16 protein-coding genes are annotated in these 17969 nt (G+C 60.3%); 8 read left to right on the top strand and 8 right to left on the bottom strand.

Translation table 11 applies throughout. The features are described from left to right. Positions 1 to 81: 81 nt before the first annotated feature. On the bottom strand, positions 82 to 1317 hold the full coding sequence (locus H8695_RS06425; protein WP_249300097.1) for a serine hydroxymethyltransferase: 1236 nt from the start codon (positions 1315 to 1317) through the stop codon (positions 82 to 84). Positions 1318 to 1450: 133 nt separating this feature from the next. On the opposite strand from H8695_RS06425, the gene nth reads away from it, so the two are divergent. After that, positions 1451 to 2116, top strand: a complete 666-nt coding sequence (nth, locus tag H8695_RS06420; protein ID WP_249300096.1) for an endonuclease III — start codon at positions 1451 to 1453, stop codon at positions 2114 to 2116. A 59-nt stretch (positions 2117 to 2175) separates the two neighbouring features. On the opposite strand, the gene H8695_RS06415 is transcribed toward nth, so the two are convergent. Together H8695_RS06415 and H8695_RS06410 are read right to left on the bottom strand one after the other, a co-directional pair. Then, positions 2176 to 2703 (bottom strand): hypothetical protein, encoded by a 528-nt coding sequence (locus H8695_RS06415; protein WP_249300095.1) that lies wholly within the window; start codon positions 2701 to 2703, stop codon positions 2176 to 2178. A 9-nt stretch (positions 2704 to 2712) separates the two neighbouring features. Further along, entirely contained in the window at positions 2713 to 3207 is a 495-nt protein-coding gene (locus H8695_RS06410) for a metallophosphoesterase family protein (protein ID WP_249300094.1), read from the bottom strand. Between the two features lie 126 nt (positions 3208 to 3333). Here H8695_RS06410 and H8695_RS06405 point away from each other — a divergent pair, with 126 nt between their 5' ends. Genes H8695_RS06405 through H8695_RS06395 form a run of 3 tightly spaced genes read left to right on the top strand, consistent with a single transcriptional unit; the run spans position 3334 to position 4028 of the window. After that, the gene (locus H8695_RS06405) at positions 3334 to 3540 is read left to right on the top strand and encodes a hypothetical protein (RefSeq protein ID WP_249300093.1); all 207 of its coding nucleotides are present in this window, start codon (positions 3334 to 3336) and stop codon (positions 3538 to 3540) included. Continuing rightward, a complete protein-coding gene (locus H8695_RS06400; RefSeq protein WP_249300091.1) occupies positions 3533 to 3709 on the top strand; it encodes a hypothetical protein in 177 nt (58 codons plus the stop codon). The genes H8695_RS06405 and H8695_RS06400 overlap by 8 nt, the downstream gene beginning before the upstream one ends. Positions 3710 to 3719: 10 nt before the next feature. Continuing rightward, positions 3720 to 4028, top strand: a complete 309-nt coding sequence (locus H8695_RS06395) for a hypothetical protein (RefSeq protein WP_249300090.1) — start codon at positions 3720 to 3722, stop codon at positions 4026 to 4028. 30 nt (positions 4029 to 4058) lie between these two features. Here H8695_RS06395 and H8695_RS06390 read toward each other — a convergent pair whose 3' ends face one another. The 5 genes from H8695_RS06390 to H8695_RS06370 all read right to left on the bottom strand — a co-directional run bounded on the left by H8695_RS06390 (position 4059) and on the right by H8695_RS06370 (position 9759). Continuing rightward, complete coding sequence (locus H8695_RS06390; protein ID WP_249300088.1) at positions 4059 to 4772, bottom strand: hypothetical protein; 714 nt, start codon at positions 4770 to 4772, stop codon at positions 4059 to 4061. A gap of 20 nt (positions 4773 to 4792) precedes the next feature. After that, complete coding sequence (gene wecB / locus H8695_RS06385; RefSeq protein ID WP_249300086.1) at positions 4793 to 5944, bottom strand: non-hydrolyzing UDP-N-acetylglucosamine 2-epimerase; 1152 nt, start codon at positions 5942 to 5944, stop codon at positions 4793 to 4795. Continuing rightward, complete coding sequence (locus H8695_RS06380; protein ID WP_249300085.1) at positions 5937 to 7034, bottom strand: MraY family glycosyltransferase; 1098 nt, start codon at positions 7032 to 7034, stop codon at positions 5937 to 5939. The genes wecB and H8695_RS06380 overlap by 8 nt, the downstream gene beginning before the upstream one ends. 524 nt (positions 7035 to 7558) lie before the next feature. After that, positions 7559 to 8554 (bottom strand): tryptophan--tRNA ligase, encoded by a 996-nt coding sequence (gene trpS, locus H8695_RS06375; protein ID WP_249300083.1) that lies wholly within the window; start codon positions 8552 to 8554, stop codon positions 7559 to 7561. Between the two features lie 14 nt (positions 8555 to 8568). Continuing rightward, positions 8569 to 9759 carry an aminotransferase-like domain-containing protein gene (locus H8695_RS06370; RefSeq protein ID WP_249300082.1) on the bottom strand — a complete coding sequence of 397 codons (1191 nt, stop codon included), beginning with the start codon at positions 9757 to 9759 and terminating at the stop codon, positions 8569 to 8571. A gap of 230 nt (positions 9760 to 9989) precedes the next feature. Here H8695_RS06370 and gltX point away from each other — a divergent pair, with 230 nt between their 5' ends. From gltX to H8695_RS06350, 4 genes are all read left to right on the top strand, one after another. Beyond that, positions 9990 to 11441, top strand: coding sequence for a glutamate--tRNA ligase (gene gltX, locus H8695_RS06365; protein WP_283243605.1), 1452 nt, complete (start codon positions 9990 to 9992; stop codon positions 11439 to 11441). A 95-nt stretch (positions 11442 to 11536) separates the two neighbouring features. Next, complete coding sequence (locus tag H8695_RS06360; RefSeq protein WP_249300080.1) at positions 11537 to 13474, top strand: aconitate hydratase; 1938 nt, start codon at positions 11537 to 11539, stop codon at positions 13472 to 13474. Continuing rightward, the gene (locus H8695_RS06355; protein WP_249300079.1) at positions 13471 to 14640 is read left to right on the top strand and encodes an isocitrate/isopropylmalate family dehydrogenase; all 1170 of its coding nucleotides are present in this window, start codon (positions 13471 to 13473) and stop codon (positions 14638 to 14640) included. Before H8695_RS06360 ends, H8695_RS06355 begins: the two co-directional genes overlap by 4 nt. 302 nt (positions 14641 to 14942) lie before the next feature. Next, the gene (locus tag H8695_RS06350; RefSeq protein WP_249300078.1) at positions 14943 to 17759 is read left to right on the top strand and encodes an S-layer homology domain-containing protein; all 2817 of its coding nucleotides are present in this window, start codon (positions 14943 to 14945) and stop codon (positions 17757 to 17759) included. Positions 17760 to 17969: the final 210 nt, after the last annotated feature.

Below are 17969 nucleotides of genomic sequence, written 5' to 3'. Positions count from 1 at the left end.
TCGCCGCGAGGCGAATGTGCTTTGCCTTGCGACGCTTGTCAAGCTGTCATTCTTAGGTGAAAGGGGCAGGGTGTCACGCCGTTAATACAGCGGGTGCTTCTCACACAGCGCCGCGACGCCGCGCATCGCCTCGTCGTGATTCTTCGCCGGGTCGACGGCGATGAGCTTCATCAGTCTTGCGACCTCGGCCATATCCTCCTCGACAAAGCCGCGCGTAGTGACCGCCGGCGTGCCCACGCGGATGCCGCTCGTGACAAAGGGACTCTGGGGATCGTTCGGAATGGCGTTTTTGTTGGTGGTGATGTTCACGGCCTCGAGGTTTGCCGAAAACTCCTTGCCGGTGAGATTCATCGAGCGCAGATCGAGCAGCGCCATGTGGTTGTCGGTGCCGCCGCTGACAAGGTCGAAGCCCTCTGCCGTGAGCGCCCCGGCGAAGGCCTTTGCGTTTTTGACAATCTGCTGCTGATAGGTCTTAAATTCGGGGCGCAGCGCCTCGCCGAAGCAGACGGCTTTCGCCGCAATGATGTGCTCGAGCGGCCCGCCCTGGCTGCCCGGGAACACGGCCTTGTCGATGGCCTTTGCATGCTCCTCGCGGCAGAGGATCATACCGCCGCGCGGCCCGCGCAGCGTCTTGTGAGTGGTGGTGGTCACAACGTCGGCAAAAGGCACCGGGTTCGGGTGGAGCCCTGCCGCAACGAGCCCTGCGATGTGAGCCATGTCAACCATGAAGTAGGCGCCGACTTCGCGGGCGACAGCGGCGATGCGCTCAAAGTCGATCACGCGCGGGTAGGCCGACGCGCCGGCGACAATTAGCTTCGGGCGGCACTCGAGGGCGGTCTGCCGCATTTTGTCGTAGTCGATCAGATGGGTGACCGGGTCGACCCCGTAGGGGACAAAGTTGAAATAGAGACCCGAGACGTTGACGGGGGAGCCGTGGGTTAGATGGCCGCCCTCGGCGAGACTCATGCCCATGATGGTGTCGCCGGGCTTGCACAGCGCGAGGTAGACGGCAAAGTTCGCCTGCGCCCCGCTGTGGGGCTGCACATTCGCGTGTTCCGCGCCGAAGAGCTGGCAGGCGCGATCCCGCGCAAGGTTTTCCACCACATCGACATACTCGCAGCCGCTGTAGTAGCGCTTGCCGGGGTAGCCCTCGGCGTACTTGTTGGTCATGGGGTTTGCCATGGCCGCGAGAACGGCCTCGCTTACAAAGTTCTCCGATGCGATCAGCTCAATGTGGGCGCGCTGGCGGGCGAGCTCACCCTCAATGGCGGCGCCGACCTCGGGGTCAGCCTGTTTGACCAGGTCAATATTGTACATGGAACACACTCCTCATCTGCCAGAAATTAAACCCATTATAGCGGCTGGCGAGGCAAAAAACAAGGTTTCTTTTGTCGCGCACCTGTGCTAAAATGGGAGCAAAGAAAGATACATACATAAGAGAGGGAGTAACATGACGAAAAAAGAGAAAGCGGCCATTGTCGTCGACAAGCTCGAGCGCCGCTACCCGGACGCCCTGTGTTCGCTCGACTACCGAAAGCCCTACGAGCTGCTCATTTCCGTACGTCTCGCGGCGCAGTGCACCGACGCGCGGGTCAACATTGTCACGCAGGACCTGTTCAAAAAGTACCCGACGCTTGAGAGCTTCGCCGACGCGGACCTCGAAGAACTCACCGAGATGGTGCGCCCCTGCGGCTTTTACAAGGTCAAGGGAAAAAACATCAAGGACATGTGCCGTATGCTGCTCGACGAGTATGACGGCGTCGTGCCCGATGAGATCGACGAGCTCTTGAAGCTCCCGGGCGTCGGCCGCAAGACGGCCAATCTCATTGTCGGTGACGTCTACGGCAAGCCTGCCGTCGTGACCGACACCCACTGCATCCGCATCACAAACCGTCTGGGTCTTGCTTCAAGCGACGAGCCGGTCAAGGTTGAGATGCAGCTTCGCAAGTGTCTCGATCTGAGCAAGAGCAACGATTTCTGCCACCGGCTTGTACTCTTTGGCCGCGATGTCTGCAAAGCCCAGCGGCCGCGCTGCGATGAGTGCGAGCTGCGCGACGAGTGCGAGTGGGTCAAGCACCCGGTCAAAAAAGTCCGGCGCACGAAAAAGGCAGTTTGAAAGAGAAGAAAAAGAGACGCCTTCAAAGGCGTCTCTTTTTTGATCTGTGGGACCGGCAATCAGGTTGCCGCACGTTTTTTGAGCTTTGACTGGGGTACCTGACACACCAGGGGAATCATCTTCTCAAAGCCCTCGAGCATGCGCGGGCTCGGCGAAAAGAGAATTTTGTGAACCGCCGCCGAGTGGCGCTTAGCGTAGACCAGACAGTAGTTTCGCCGCCGGGAGAGGGCGCTTGCGTAGTGCGCACTCACGGGGAGCTGCTCGTACTCGGCGGAAAGCTCGCCTGCGGGCGCGATGGCCCGGATATCCGCAAGCTTACAGTCAAGCAGAACCGTGTGGCGCGTGCCCTCCTCCTTGCGGATGATAAAGTGGGTGTCGACGATGCAGAAGACGTAGCAGACTTTCTTTCGGGCGCAGTGAATCGCAACGCTCACGCCGCAGAGAGCCACTGCTGCAAGTTCCACCGGGACCTCGGCCGCTCCCAGCGAAAAGTGGGACAGCACAGCGAGAAAGAGAAGCAGCGCCACAGCAGCGCCGATGGAAAAAGCGAGATTGGATATGCCAACGCGTACGGTTTGCTTATACATAGCTTGACCTCACAGAGAGTGTTTGGCGTGATATTGGCAGAGCGTGCCGTTGAAGCGCTCAGAGCTCACGTCGAGAATGCCGTAGGACGGCGCCCGCCCGCCGGGCGGCGACCCGATGGAGCCGGGGTTGAGCACATAGATGCCGTCGTGATAGTCGCTGTAGGGAACATGGGTGTGGCCAAAGAGCGCAATGTCGGCCCCGGCATCACGCGCAGCCTGAAGCAGAAGGGAGAGCCCCGACTTGACGCGGTACTCGTGGCCGTGACAGGCGAAGATGGTTTTGCCGCCGAACTCAAAAATCGAGCGCAGCGGCGCGTTTGAGAGAAAATCGCCGTTGCCCGCCACTGTGGAAAAGGGCAGAGACGGGTGAAACTTTGAGACGATATTCGCGTCGCGCACATAGTCGCCCAGGTGGATGGCCATGGCGATGTCCGGATGGTCGCGCAGCACCTCGTCCATGGGCGCGATCTGGCTGTGAGAATCGGAAAGAATGAGCAGCTTCATACGACCTCCGGAATCCAGTTAATCATCAAATACTTAATATACCGCAAAGGCCTGAGTTTGTCAAAGGCGCATATTCCCGGCTGTTTTCGCGTATTCATAGGTGAGAAAACAGCGGGAGGGATACCGGTGAGACGAGACGGAAGAGCAGACCCGGCGGCCGAGGCGGTGGAGCGCGCCGTGGCAAAGCTTGCGGCGCAGGGCGTCGGCACACAGGCGCTCGATTCGCTGCGCGCGCAGCTCGGGGAGATCGTGCGCGAAGATCTGCGCCGCGTCGAAAGCGGCGGCATGTCCGGCGGGCCGCGCACCATTCAGGTGGAGGGCAGCGATGACTGACGAAGAACTCAGAGAAGCTCTCACAGGGGCGCTTGACGCCTGCGCAGAACTGCCCGCGGTCAAGCTGCTCGAGGCGCTCGAGCCCTTTCTGGACGAATCGGGCGCGCAGCAGCTGCCGCAGATCATCCGCCTTGTGAAACTGCGATCCCTTGCGGACCGACTGGAATAGGAGGAGCGCCATGTACAACGGACAGATCGCGGGCGTGGCCTCGGATGGGGAGCTGCAAAGGCTCAAGGCCGAGGCGCTGCGCCGCGCGGGCATGACAGCCGCCGGCGACTTTGTCAGAGCCGAGCCGGGCGCATCGCCGTCGAATGGGGAGCCCCGCCGCACCGAGCGGCGCGCACAGCCGGCACGCGGCGAGACCGACACGATCGCCCGGCAGCGAAAGCTTCTGCTCTACGGGCTTTTGCAGCTGCTGCTCGCCGGCGAGAATGACACCGAGCAGCGCGAGCTGCTCTGCCGGCTGATGGCGAGACTGGACCTTTGAAAAAAGCGCCCCCCAGCGGGGGCGCTTTTGCTATGAGGGAATCGAGAGCTCCTGCGTTGTCGCGGTGTAGACAAGCTCTCCGTCGACGAGGCTCTCCGCCTTGAGCGGCAGCCCGTGAACCAGTGAGATCCAGTAGCGCTCGGTCTGATTCAAATCGGGGTAGACAAATTCCACATAGATCACATAATAGCCGAGATACTCGGTGAGCGAGGCGTCGGTGATGTCCTCGTCGGGCGTGCCCAGAATGGCTTCAATGTCGGCCATGCCCATGAGGGCCTCGGGCGTGTACTGTCTGGAGTAGACCGCCTGCCTTGTCTCGCCCTCGGTGGTGTTTCGCACCGTGACGGTGTCGCCGTTTCGGGTGTAGAGATAGCGCGCCCCGCGCGAGGTGGACAGCTCCACGGTGAAATGGTCGCCGTCCCGGTCATAGACCGCGTCGGTCACAACCGAGGAACCGTCACCGTAGAGCGTGGTCTGAGCGGCCCAGTGCAGCTTTTCGGGTGTCTGCCAGGTGCTGAGGACCTGCTTGACATTGCCGGGTTCGACGACAAGGCTCGCATACCACTCATCGCCGTGCGGGGTGAGTGACGGGTTGTCGGAGAACTCGTCCGCCGGCATACCGTAGATGGGGTCGACGGGGGTCACGGGGTTGTTGACGCCGCGCAGCAGGAAGAAGAGCCCCACGCCCGACAGGGCGAGCAGGACCAGAATCAAAAGGACTCTTCCAACCGGGGATCGTTTCATGGCACCTCCTGAAAATGGGTCTAGCGGCCTGTAAAATCAGCGGGCGCAGTGTCCCGCAGGCCGAAGTGGAACAGAATGGCGTCGGCGATGCGCTCGCACGCCCGGCCGTCGCCGTAGGGGTTGACTGCCCGTGCCATTTTGGCGTAGGCGACGGGGTCGGTGAGAAGCGCCGACGCGTCGCGCACAATGTCGTCGGTCTCGGTGCCGCTGATCTTGACTGTGCCCGCCGCGACTGCCTCGGGGCGCTCGGTCTCCCGGCGCAGCACCAAAACGGGCTTGCCGAGGGCGGGGCCCTCCTCCTGAAGTCCGCCGGAGTCGGTGAGAATCAGAGTGCTGCGGGCCATGAGGTTGTGCATCTCATCGGTGTCAAGCGGCTTTGTCAAAACGATGTTCTCGATGCCGTCGAGCATCTCGTGCGCCCGCCGGTTGAGAGCCGGATTCGGGTGCACGGGGTAGAGAATGACCATGTCGGGAAAACGCAGCGCAAGCTGCCGAGCCGCCTCGAAGATGTTGTCATGGGGCCGGCCGAAGTTCTCGCGGCGGTGCGCCGTGAGAAGCACGATGCGCCGGCCCGAGGCGACGGCGTCGGCCGCGGCGGCCGTGCGAAAGGCAAAGTCGTCGCGCACGGTGTATTTGAGCGCGTCGATGACGGTGTTCCCGGTGACGGTGATGCCCTCGCGGATGTTTTCGCGCAGAAGATTCTGACGGTTGTTTTCGGTCGGCGCAAAGTGCAGCTCGCAGATGGCGCCCGCCATCATGCGGTTGACCTCCTCGGGATAGGGGGAGCGCCGGTCATAGGTGCGAAGCCCGGCCTCGACATGGCCGACGAGCGCGCCGCAGTAAAAGGCGGCGAGCGCCCCGGCGGCAGTGGTGGTGGTGTCGCCGTGGACAAGCGTCACATCGGGCGCAAAGTCACGCAGCACGCCCTCCATGCCGCTGATGACGCGGGCGGCAATGGTGCACAGCGTCTGCGACGGGGTCATGATATTCAGATCGTAGTCGGGCGTGATGCCGAACAGGTCGAGCACCATATCGAGCATCTCCCGGTGCTGCGCCGTGACGCAGACCCGGCAGTCGATCTCCGGGCGCTTTCGCAGCTCGAGCACGAGCGGAGCCATTTTGATGGCCTCGGGCCGCGTGCCCATCACGCACAGGACCTTACATTTATTCATAGGGGCCGTCCTTTCTCTTGGACTCTTTCGGCTCCTCCCTGTGTGCGGGGGTGCCGTGGGGGTGCCTCTCAATCACCTTGAACGCGACGATGGAGAGAATGACAGCCGTTGCGATGAGGATCATGGCCTTGCCGAAGCTGGTGCTGGTCAGCAGCACCGCCGAGAGCCCCAAAACAGCGCTGATGGTGTACATGATGGCCACCGTCTGCTTCTGGGAGAAGCCCATGTCAATGAGCCTGTGGTGCAGATGGCCGCGGTCGGGCGACATGGGCGAGCGGCCCGAGAGCACCCGGCGCAGAATGGCGAACGCCGTATCGAAGATGGGCAGCCCCAAAATGAGAAAGGGCACCACAAACGAGATCAGCGCGTAGAACTTGAAGTAGCCCTGAATCGACATGGTCGCGAGGATGTAGCCGAGAAAAGTCGCGCCCGTGTCGCCCATGAAGATGCTCGCCGGGTTGAAGTTGTAGGGCAGAAAGCCGATGCAGGCCCCGCAGAGGGCCGCCATGGTGATGGCGACAAGGGGCTCGGTGGCGAGAATGGCAATGATCAGCAGCGACACCGAGGCGATCGACGACACGCCGCAGGCGAGTCCGTCGAGCCCGTCGATGAGATTGACGGCGTTGGTGATGCCGACAATCCACAGCACGGTCACCGGGATGGAGAGCCAGCCGAGGCGGAAGAAATCGCCCTCGCGAAAGGGGTTGAAGCTCGAGAGAATGTCGATTCTCACCCCGGAGAGCACCGGGATGAGAGCGGCGATGATCTGAACGGCAAACTTGAGCTTGGCGCTCAAGTCCATGATGTCGTCGAGCACGCCGAGCACCACAATGACCACCGCGCCGAGCAGGATGCTGCCCATGTGAGGCTGGTCAAAGGCGAAGAGCAGAACCGTGATGAGAAAGCCGAAGAAGATGGCGAGCCCGCCGAGGCGGGGAATCGGCACTTTGTGCATCCGGCGGCTGTCACGCGGTACGTCGATGGCGCCGACGCGGCCCGCCAGAACCTTGACCAGCGGTGTGGTGGCAAAGGAAATGACGCCCGCGAGCAAAAAGGAAATGACAATGGTGAAGATATCCTGTGACGACATAGCTTACTCCTGTAGTGCGCCAGCCCCTGGCGGGGCGGCGTATTGCCCCTGGCGGGGCGGTATCGTATTGTCGGCATGAATGGATTCAGTCGCGGCCATATCGCCCTGGCTCAGCTCCTGCGGGGCGGCAAATAATCCGGCGCAAGCCGGGCCTGCAGCGAAGCGGAGATGGGGCCCCCGCAAAGCCCGCAGGCTTTGAGGGGAAAGGACGAGCGGCGCAGCGGGCGGATGTCGGGACTTTCGCAGAAAGCCCGACGGAGCTGAGCGGAGCCCGGAGCGAAGCGATGATGGGGCCCCCGCAAAGCCCGCAGGCTTTGAGGGGAAAGGACGAGCGGCGCAGCGGGCGGATGTCGGGACTTTCGCAGAAAGCCCGACGGAGCTGAGCGGAGCCCGCAGAGAAGCGGAGATGGGGCCCCCGCAAAGCCCGCAGGCTTTGAGGGGAAAGGACGAGCGGCGCAGCGGGCGGATGTCGGGACTTTCGAGGAAAGCCCGACGGAGCTGAGCGGAGCCCGCGAGGACGTCGGTTAGCGGTGGACGAACCCTACTTTATCATAGACGTCTGAGAGCGTCTTTTGTGCCATTTCATTTGCGCGTTCGGCGCCGTCGCGATAAACTTTTTCCAGATAGGCGCGGTCGGCGAGATACTCCTTTGTCTTTTCGCGGATCGGGCCGAGCAGCGCCACGACCGCCTCGCCGACGGCTGTCTTGAAGTCGCCGTAGCCGCGGCCGTCGAATTCGAGGGTGATCTCATCGAGAGTCTTGCCCGTTGCGGCGGCATAGATACGCATGAGGTTGTTGACGCCCTCCTTGCCCTCGGCGTAGCAGACTTTCATCTCCGAATCGGTAACGGCGCGCTTGAATTTTTTGAGAATGTCCTTATCCTCATCCATGAGCAGAATGTAGCCATTCTGGTTGGTGTCCGACTTCGACATTTTTCTTGTCGGCTCCTGAAGGCTCATGATGCGCGCGCCCACTTTGGGAATAAAGGGCTCGGGCATGCGGAACACGTCGCCGTAGATGCCGTTGAAGCGGGTTGCAATGTCGCGGCAGATCTCGACGTGCTGCTTCTGGTCCTCGCCGACCGGAACAAGGTCGGTCTGGTAGAGCAGAATATCGGCCGCCATGAGCGCGGGGTAGGTGAAGAGTCCGGCGTTGATGTTCTCGGGGTGGCTCTGCGACTTGTCTTTGAACTGGGTCATGCGCGACAGCTCGCCGAACATGGTGTAGCAGTTGAGCACCCACGCGAGCTCTGCGTGCGCCGGCACATGGCTCTGAATGAAGAGGACGCAGCGCTGCGGGTCGAGACCGCAGGCGATCAGCTGCGCGAGGAGCAGAAGCGACTGATCATGCAGCGCTTTCGGGTCCTGGCGCACGGTGATGGCGTGCAGATCGGCCAGACTGTAGATGCAGTGGTACCGGTCCTGGAGCTCCACCCAGTTTTTCACCGCGCCGAGGTAGTTGCCGAGAGTGATTTTGCCCGAGGGCTGAATGGCGGAAAAGATGATTTTCTGTTCGGACATGGCAAAAGCCTCCCTTATTTGAGAAAAGTCTTCATCACATCGCCGATGATGGCAATGCCGGCGCGGATGTTTTCCATCGACGGAGTGGAGTAGTTCATGCGGAACGACGTCGTCTGGTCACTCTCATTCGGCAGAAACGCCTGCCCCGGCACGACGGCGACCTTGCGCTCGAGCAGCAGCTTCGCAAACGCCGCCACGTCGCAGCCCTCGGGCAGAGTCGACCAGAGGAAGAGGCCGCCCTCGGGGCGGGTTGTTGTGACGCGCGCGTCAAAGTGCTCGTCGATGCAGGCGAGCATACAGGAGCTCTTCTCGCGGTAGAGGTCGCGGATCTTCTGAAGATGCGCCTCGAGATCGTAGTTGCTGAGAAATTCGTCGGCGATCATCTGGGACAGCAGCGTCGTGTGCACGTCGCAGCACTGCTTGGCGATGACCATCTTTGAGACCACCGCGGCGGGCGCGGTGGCATAGCCCACGCGCAGACCCGACGAGAGAATCTTCGAGAAAGAGCCGCAGTAGATGACGATGCCGTCCTCGTCCATGGACTTGATCGCGGGCACGTCCTGCCCGGCGAAGCGCAGCTCGCCGTAAGGGTTGTCCTCGAGAATCATGATGCCGTAGCGCTTTGCCAGCTCATAGATGGCGCGGCGCTTCTCAAGGGAGGTCGTGATGCCGGCCGGGTTTTGAAAGTTCGGAATCACATAGAGAAAACGCACGTTTTTCTCGGTTTTGAGCGCATGTTCCAGCGCGTTCAAATCGAGGCCGTCGCTCTCGAGCGGAATGCCCACGAGGTTGACGTTGTAGGAGCGAAAAGCATTGAGCGCGCCGACAAAGCTCGGGTTTTCGCAGAGTACGGTGTCGCCCTCGTTGCACAGCACGCGCGCCGTGAAGTCGATGGCCTCCTGCGCGCCGCTGGTGATGATGGTCTGGTCAAAGTCGCGCCCGACGTGGTGGCGGGCCCTGTCGCGCGAGGTGATCTTCTCAATGAGCGGCGCGTAGCCCTCGGTGATGCCGTACTGCAGCGCCACGTTCGAGCGGCTTGCAAGAATGTCGGCCGTGACCTGCTGAATGGCCTCCACCGGGAAGGACTCGGCCGCGGGGTTGCCCGCCGAGAAGGCGATCATGCCCGGGGCGTTCGCCGACTTGAGAATCTCTCTGACCGCAGAGGGCTTGAGCGTTGCGATTTTGTCCGCAAAGTGATAAGTCATGTTGTTTCACTCCAAACTGTACAGTATATTACTATTTTTTCAGTCTACCACAACGGCGCCGCGCGCACAAGGAAAAGCTGCCCCAAAACGGGGCAGAGAACCCGCACAATTTGGGGCGAATTTCACAAACCGGGCGCGCGCGACCCGTGAGCGCGGCCCGCGCCTTGACAAGCGGGCCGCCAGAAAGTAAACTAAAGTGTAATTTGATAAGGAAGTAAGAGGTGTTTTGGTTGAAAACAGTACGTACCCGCTTTGCCCCGAGCCCGACGGGCTATATGCATGTGGGCAACCTGCGCACGGCGCTCTACGCCTACCTCGTGGCGAAATCGAACGGGGGCAGCTTCCTGCTGCGCATTGAGGACACCGACCAGGAACGCCAGGTTGAGGGTGCGCTCGACATCATCTACAACACCCTGCGCGAGACCGGTCTGCTGTGGGACGAGGGCCCCGACATCGGCGGCGGCTACGGCCCCTACATCCAGACCGAGCGGCGCGACATCTATCTCAAATATGCCAAAGAGCTCATTGAGAAAGGCGCGGCCTACTACTGCTTCTGCGACAAGGACCGCCTCGAGGAGCTGCGCCGCGTGCACGAGGCGTCAAAGGTGCCCCACAAGTACGACGGCCACTGCCGCAATCTCTCACAGGCCGAAATCGACGAAAAGCTCGCCGCGGGCGTGCCCTATGTCATCCGCCAGAAGATCCCCGAGGGCCAGACCACGTTTGACGACATGGTCTACGGGAAGATCACCGTCGACAACGCCACGCTCGACGACGGCATTCTCATCAAGTCCGACGGGCTGCCAACCTACAACTTCGCAAACGTGGTCGACGACCACCTCATGGAGATCTCCCACGTCATCCGCGGGGCGGAGTATCTCTCGAGCTCGCCGAAGTACAATCTGCTCTACGAGGCGTTCGGCTGGGAGATTCCGGCCTACATCCACTGCCCGCCGGTCATGAAAGACCAGAGCCACAAGCTCTCCAAGCGAAACGGCGACGCCTCCTACCAGGATCTGATCGCCAAGGGCTACCTCAAGGACGCTGTGCTCAACTACATCGCGCTGCTCGGCTGGGGTCCCAAGGGCGACAAGGCCGAGCAGGAGGTCTTCACCCTGCCCGAGCTCGTCGAGGTCTTCTCGGTCGACGGCATCTCGAAGTCGCCCTCGATTTTTGACACCAACAAGCTCAACTGGCTCAACGGCGAGTACATCCGCCGCATGACGCCCGACGAGTTTGCCGAGCGCGCGCGGCCCTACATCGCCCAGAGTGTCAAGGGCGGCAGCGACTACAAAAAGATCGCCGCGCTGCTTCAGCCGCGCTGTGAGCTTCTCACCGACATTCCCGAGCAGGTCGACTTCTTCGACGCGCTGCCCGACTACGACCCCGAGCTCTTCGTCCACAAGAAGATGAAGACCACGCGGGAGAATTCGCTCGAGTCGCTGCGCGAAATTCTGCCGGTGCTCGAGGGGCTCGGCGAGTGGAACTACGACGCGCTTCACGCGGCGCTCTTCGGCCTGATCGAGCGCCTCGGCGTAAAGAATGGGATCGTGCTCTGGCCGCTTCGTGTGGCGGTGTCGGGCAAGAGCTTCACCCCCGGCGGCGGGCTGGAGCTCGCCGACATCCTCGGGCGCGACGAGACCATCGCCCGCGTGAAAAAGGGCATCGAAAAACTGTCATAAGAGCCGAAGTCAACATCTTGCTCCCGGCAAGATGTTGATTATTCACCAAATCGCTTTCGCGCGCTGAATTGCAAAAGAAATGGAGCTGAACCAATATGGGATACACACTGGCAGAAAAAATCATCGCCGCCCACCTCGTCGAGGGCGAGATGAAACCGGGCGCCGAGATCGGCCTGCGCATTGACCAGACCCTCACGCAGGACGCCACCGGCACCATGGCCTACCTCGAGCTTGAGGCCATGGGCGTCGACCGGGTGAAGACCGAGCGCTCGGTCGCCTACATCGACCACAACACCTTGCAGTCGGGCTTTGAAAACGCCGACGACCACCGCTACATCAGAACCGTCGCCAAAAAGTACGGCGTTTGGTTCTCCCGCCCGGGCAACGGCATCTGCCACCAGGTACATCTCGAGCGCTTCGGCGTGCCGGGCAAGACCCTCATCGGCAGCGACAGCCACACCCCGACCGGCGGCGGCATCGGCATGCTCGCCATGGGCGCGGGCGGGCTCGACGTCGCGGTCGCCATGGGCGGCGGGGCCTACCACATCACCATGCCGAAGACGGTGAAAGTCAACCTCACGGGCGCCCTGCCGCCCTATGTGTCGGCCAAGGACGTCATTTTAAAGGTGCTCTCGATTCTCTCGGTCAAGGGCGGCGTGGGCCGCGTGATCGAGTACGGCGGAGCGGGCGTCGCCACGCTGTCGGTGCCCCAGCGCGCCACCATTACCAACATGGGCGCCGAACTCGGCGCGACGACCTCCATCTTCCCGTCCGACGAGACGACGCGCGCCTTTTTGCGCGCCCAGGGCCGCGAGGGAGACTATGTTCCGCTCGCGCCGGACGCCGACGCGGTCTATGAGCGGGTCATCGACATCGACCTCGGCGCGCTTGAGCCGCTGGTGGCAAAGCCCCACAGCCCCGACAACGTCGACACGGCCGCAAATCTCGCCGGCCTCAAGGTCGATCAGGTCTGCATCGGCTCCTGCACAAATTCGTCGCTTGCCGACATGCTCACCGTCGCCGCCATGCTCAAGGGCAGAACCGTCCACCCCGAGGTGTCGCTCGTGATCGCCCCCGGCTCGAAGCAGGTGCTGACCATGCTCGCCGAAAACGGGGCGCTTGCCGACATCGTCGCGGCGGGCGCGCGCGTGCTCGAGTGCGCCTGCGGCCCCTGCATCGGCATGGGCCAGGCCCCCCAGAGCGGCGGCGTGTCCCTGCGGACGTTCAACCGCAACTTCGAGGGCCGCTCGGGCACGGCGGACGCGAGCGTCTACCTCGTCAGCCCCGAGACGGCGGTCGCCTCGGCCGTTGCGGGCGTATTGACCGACCCGCGCACATTCGGCGCGCCGGTCGAGATCAAAATGCCCGAGCACTTTCTCGTCAACGACAATCTCATCGATCCCCCGGCCGAGTCCGGCAATGACGTCGAAGTGCTGCGCGGGCCGAACATCAAGCCGTTCCCCGAGGCGAAGCCCCTGCCGGAGGAGATCGACGCCCCCGTCACCATCAAGGTGGGCGACAACATCACGACCGACCACATCATGCCCGCCACCACCAAACAGCTGCCCTACCGCAGCAACATTCCCTATCTGTCAAATTACTGCTTTACGCGCTGCGACGAGGAATTCCCCGAGCGCATGAGACACACGGGCGGCGGCATTCTCGTCGGCGGGGTCAACTACGGCCAGGGCTCCTCGCGCGAGCATGCGGCGCTCGTGCCGCTCTACCTCGGGGCAAAGGCGGTGCTCGTCAAGAGCTTCGCGCGCATCCACAAGGCAAACCTCGTCAACGCCGGCATTCTGCCGCTGGTCTTTGAAGACGAGGCCGACTACGACCGCATCACGCTCGGCGACCGGCTCGTGCTGCGCGGCCTGCGCGAGAGCGCCGGGACGGGCGGCGAGCGCGTGGAAATTGAGAATGTGACAGCCGGCGTCCGCTTCGGAGCGCGGCTCGAGCTCTCGCAGCGCGAGCGGGCGGTGCTGCTCGCGGGCGGGCTTTTAAACTACACCAGAGAAAGTGGGAAAAACGCATGAGAGAACAGATTGCGGGCGCTGTCGCCCAGTTTGAAAAGGTGCTCACCGAGCAGCTCGAGCGCGTCGAGCGCATGAAAGCCGAACAGGATTTTGTCGACTATGGGAGTCTCGATACGCTCGTCGTCGGCGTCTGCGGCGGCGACGGCATCGGCCCGACCATCACGGCCGAGGCCGAGCGGGTGCTGCGCTTTCTGCTCGCCGACGAGGTGGCGGCGGGCAGAGTGGAATTCCGCGAGATCGACGGGCTCACCATCGAGCGCCGCGCCGAGGTAGGAAAGGCCATTCCCGACGACGTGCTCGAGGAGCTCAGAGCCTGCCATGTGATTTTGAAAGGGCCGACCACCACCCCCCGCGCGGGCGATCCGTGGCCGAACATCGAGAGCGCCAACGTCGCCATGAGAAAGGAGCTCGATCTCTTCGCGAACATGCGCCCGGTCAAGGTGCCCGCCGAGGGCATCGACTGGACCTTTTTCCGCGAGAACACCGAGGGCAGCTACGCCGTGGGCAGCCGGGGCGTACACGTGACGGACGACCTCGCCGTGGACTTCTGCGTGACGACGACCCAGGGCACCGAGCGCATCGCGCGCCTCGCCTTTGACTATGCGAAGAAAAACGGCAAAGACCATGTGAGCATCGTCACCAAGGCAAACGTCATCAAGACGACCGACGGCAAATTTCTGAATCTCTGCCAGCAGATCGCCAAAGACTACCCCGGCATCCGCGTGGACGACTGGTACATCGACATCATGACCGCGAAGCTCGTCGACCGCAAGCGCCGCACCGACTTTCAGGTGCTCATTCTGCCGAATCTCTACGGAGATATTCTCACCGACGAGGCCGCCGAGTTTCAAGGCGGCGTGGGCACGGCGGGCAGCGCCAACATCGGCAAGCGCTACGCCATGTTCGAGGCGATTCACGGCAGCGCGCCGCGCATGGTCGCCGAGGGCCGCGCGCAGTACGCCGACCCCTGCTCCATGCTGCGCGCGGCGGCGATGCTGCTGCGCCACATCGGCCGGGGCGAGCGGGCCGCGCTTCTCGAGCGGGCGCTCGACATCTGTATGTTTGAAGAGCGCCGCCTGACGATCACCGGCCGCGACACGGGCTGCACCTGCGAGGAGTTCGGCGCCTATGTGCGCGAGACGGTGGAAGCTCTCGCGAAAAAATAAAGTTAAAATGACGAAAGCGCGCGCCGGCAACCGGCGCGCGCTTTGCCTGTAATCGAATTGTAACAACCATTTTGCCCCGGATGTGTTATGATGAAACCACAGAGGGCTGGCGCCCTCAGATACCCCCAAGCGGCCCGCAGGCCGGGGCCCCCACCGAAACTGTAGTTTCGGTGGGGAATCCGGTTTGTTACATTTCTGTTACAAAGGCATAAAATCGCTTGTGCTGGACAGGCCGATGCGATATACTGCCATTGTAAAAAATGCGGGGATACCCGCGAAATTTTGAAGGAGGAATTTCTAACATGAGAAACTTGAAAAAAGTTCTCGCGCTGGTTCTGGTTATGGCTCTTTCCCTGAGCCTGATCGTCATGACCGGCGCCGCCTTCAACGATGTTAAGGTGACTGACAGTGACGCTCCGGCGATCAATCTGCTCAACTCCCTTAAGATCCTGCAAGGCAAAGAGAACAACAACTTCGATCCGGACGGCACCATCAAGCGTTCCGAGTTCGCGGCTGTTGTTTACCGCCTGATGACCGGCAACGAGAATGCGAACCGCTACAACGGCGCTACCAAATTCTCCGATGTCCCGGCCAATCACTGGGCTTCCGGTTATGTCAACTGGGCGACCAACAACAACATCATCGGCGGTTATCCGGATGGCACCTTTAAGCCGGACAACAACGTCACCATGGCTGAAGCGGCCAAGATGCTGGTTGTCGCTCTGGGCTATTCCCAGACCAAGGCGAATGGTCAGCCCCTCGATTTCCCCTATGACTACATTGATCTCGCCGAGAGAAAGACCATCAACCTCTTTAAGAATGTTGCTGATTTTAGCGCTGACGATGCTGCTGTCAGACACGTTGTCTCCCGTATGGGCTACAACGCTCTGTTCTCTGACTGCTACTACAACGCGGCCAAAGATGGCAACGGCAACCTGATCAAGTACACTCTTGCTGAGGGCACTTTCAACATCAAGAAAGTTTCCGGCACGATCGTTGACTCCTCCAATGCTGTCACTGGCGTTGGCACTCTGACCGAAGAGGGTCAGACCAGAGTCATTCTCGAAGAGAAAGATTCTGATGGCCACGACACGACCAGAAGTGTTACCGTTGAGTGCGATACCGGCGTCGACATGCTCTTCCAGAAAGTCGATATGTGGTATGTTGACAACAATGACAACGGTTCCTATGATTCTGGCGATGACGTTGCAAACTTCACCATCAACGACGGCGCTTCCCTGCAGCTGGCCGGCGGCGGTACGTTTACAGATAAAACGGCTGGTAAAGAGACCTATAAAGTCAACGGCACCACCTATGATGTCAACCTCGGCTCTGAGACCAAACTCATGATCTTCAATGCGGTTGCCACCAATAGCTACACCGCTACTGCCAATCCGGCTGCTGTTATTGCTGCTGTTGAGGGTGCTACCAAGCAGGATTATGTGGTCACTTTCATTGACAACAACAACGACGATGTCTACGAGAGTGTTATTGCTGTCGAGTATAAGAAAGGCAAGATCACTTCGGTCAACAACACCGCCAGCAAGATCGTCTTCGGCGCGGGCAGCGTTGACATGAAGAATGTCTCGATCTACAGCAACTACGCGAAAGATGATATCGTCTACTTCAACAGACTTTCCACTCTCGTTGAGAAAGATCCTGTCAACAAGTACACGGTTGAGAAAGCCAACATCATTGAGAATGTTGTCTTTAAGGGCTTTGGTTCCGATGCGAACAGCTACGTGCTGGGCGACACAACTTACGTTGCCAATGCCGCGATTGCTGCTCTGACCAATAACGACTTCAACAAAGAGTTCAACCTGACTTTCAACCACAATGGTTATCTGGTTGACGCTGAGCGTGTCTCCGAGTCCACTGAGACCAAGTATGTCTATGTCACAGATGTTGCGACTAAGACCAACAACTGGGATGAAATCACTGGTGGAACTCTGACCGGTACACTGGCTGACGGTACTTCCAAGACCTTTGATGTCAAGTTCCCCGACAGCAATCTTGACGAGAATGAGAAACTGGGCACCGCTGGCAAGTTCATCTGGAGCAATGAGGATGGCTGGACTATCGCGGATGGCAGTGATGCCGGCACCAAGGGCACCACATATGCGATGAATAAAGTCTTTGAGTACACCGTCAACTCCAGCGGCGTTATCACCAATCTCAAAGAGATCGACCATGCGGACGGCGTGACTGCTTCTGCGGTTCCGGCGGCTGCGATTGAGTACAAGAAGAACAACAACACTCTGTACACTGGCTCGTCCGATACTGTTCTGGGTCATGTGAATGACGACACGGTTGTCTTTATTAAGAACACCAAAGATGACACTGTGAAAGTCTACAAGGGCTCCGACATGCCTTCCTTTGAGTCCACTGTCACGGTTGCTGGTCAGCAGGCTGTCAAGAATGCTGCTTCTGGAATCAGCTATGTGAAAGTTATGTACTTCACGGTTGCCGATTCCATCACGACTTCCTCTGACACCAACACCAAGTACGGCTACCTGGTCAGTGCTTCGTACGGCGCTGGTACCGAAACCGACACCTATGCTGTCAACATGAAGATTGTGGTTGATGGCGAGACTACGAATTTCGTTACCGCGAACTACGATGACAGTGCGGCCGCTGAGGCTGTTAAGGATCTTGCCGGCTCGTTCATCAAATTTGAGGTTCAGAAGTCTGACAACAAGATCAAAGCCGATACGGCTGCGAATATGACTGTTGGCGAGCACTCGGATGATTCCGTTGCCGATGCCGATAGCTATGGCCTTGGCTCTTACCAGGGTTGGCTGGGCAACACCATCGTGTTCTACACTGCCAACACTTTCGACGCTGATGCTAAGACCGTTAAGGTTGGCTCGAGTGTCTCTGCGAGAGTCAGTGAGGATGTTAAATACTACCTCGTCACTGGCGATCCGACCGACAGAAAGAGCTTTGTTGAGACAACTGCGGATTCTCTGATGTCTGCAGATATCGGCGATGATGCTTCCAACACCGCCCCGCTCTTCGAGTACATTGTTGCTTCGACCACCGAGGGCAATGAGGCAGCTTCTGACAAGATCGTTGCTGTGTTCATCTACACCGATGTCATTCCGGACGTTGTTTCCTAATTGATCCAATGAGTTAAGAAAGGCCCCGGGGGATTTTCCCCCGGGGCTTTTTCTGCTTTGGGCCCTTATGAAATTCCCCTGTGCCTGTCAGCCGCTTTAAGCACCGATTTTGTGCTTCCCAAAAACAAAAAGTGCTGTAATCACGCAGATTACAGCACTTTGGACGGGACGGTTAAAATCGATATTTCTGAATGGAGAAAATGCCGCCCG

The organism is Feifania hominis (genome assembly GCF_014384765.1).
GTDB classification, from domain to species: Bacteria; Bacillota; Clostridia; order Oscillospirales; family Feifaniaceae; genus Feifania; species Feifania hominis.
This window is presented reverse-complemented; position numbering and strand designations above follow the sequence as displayed.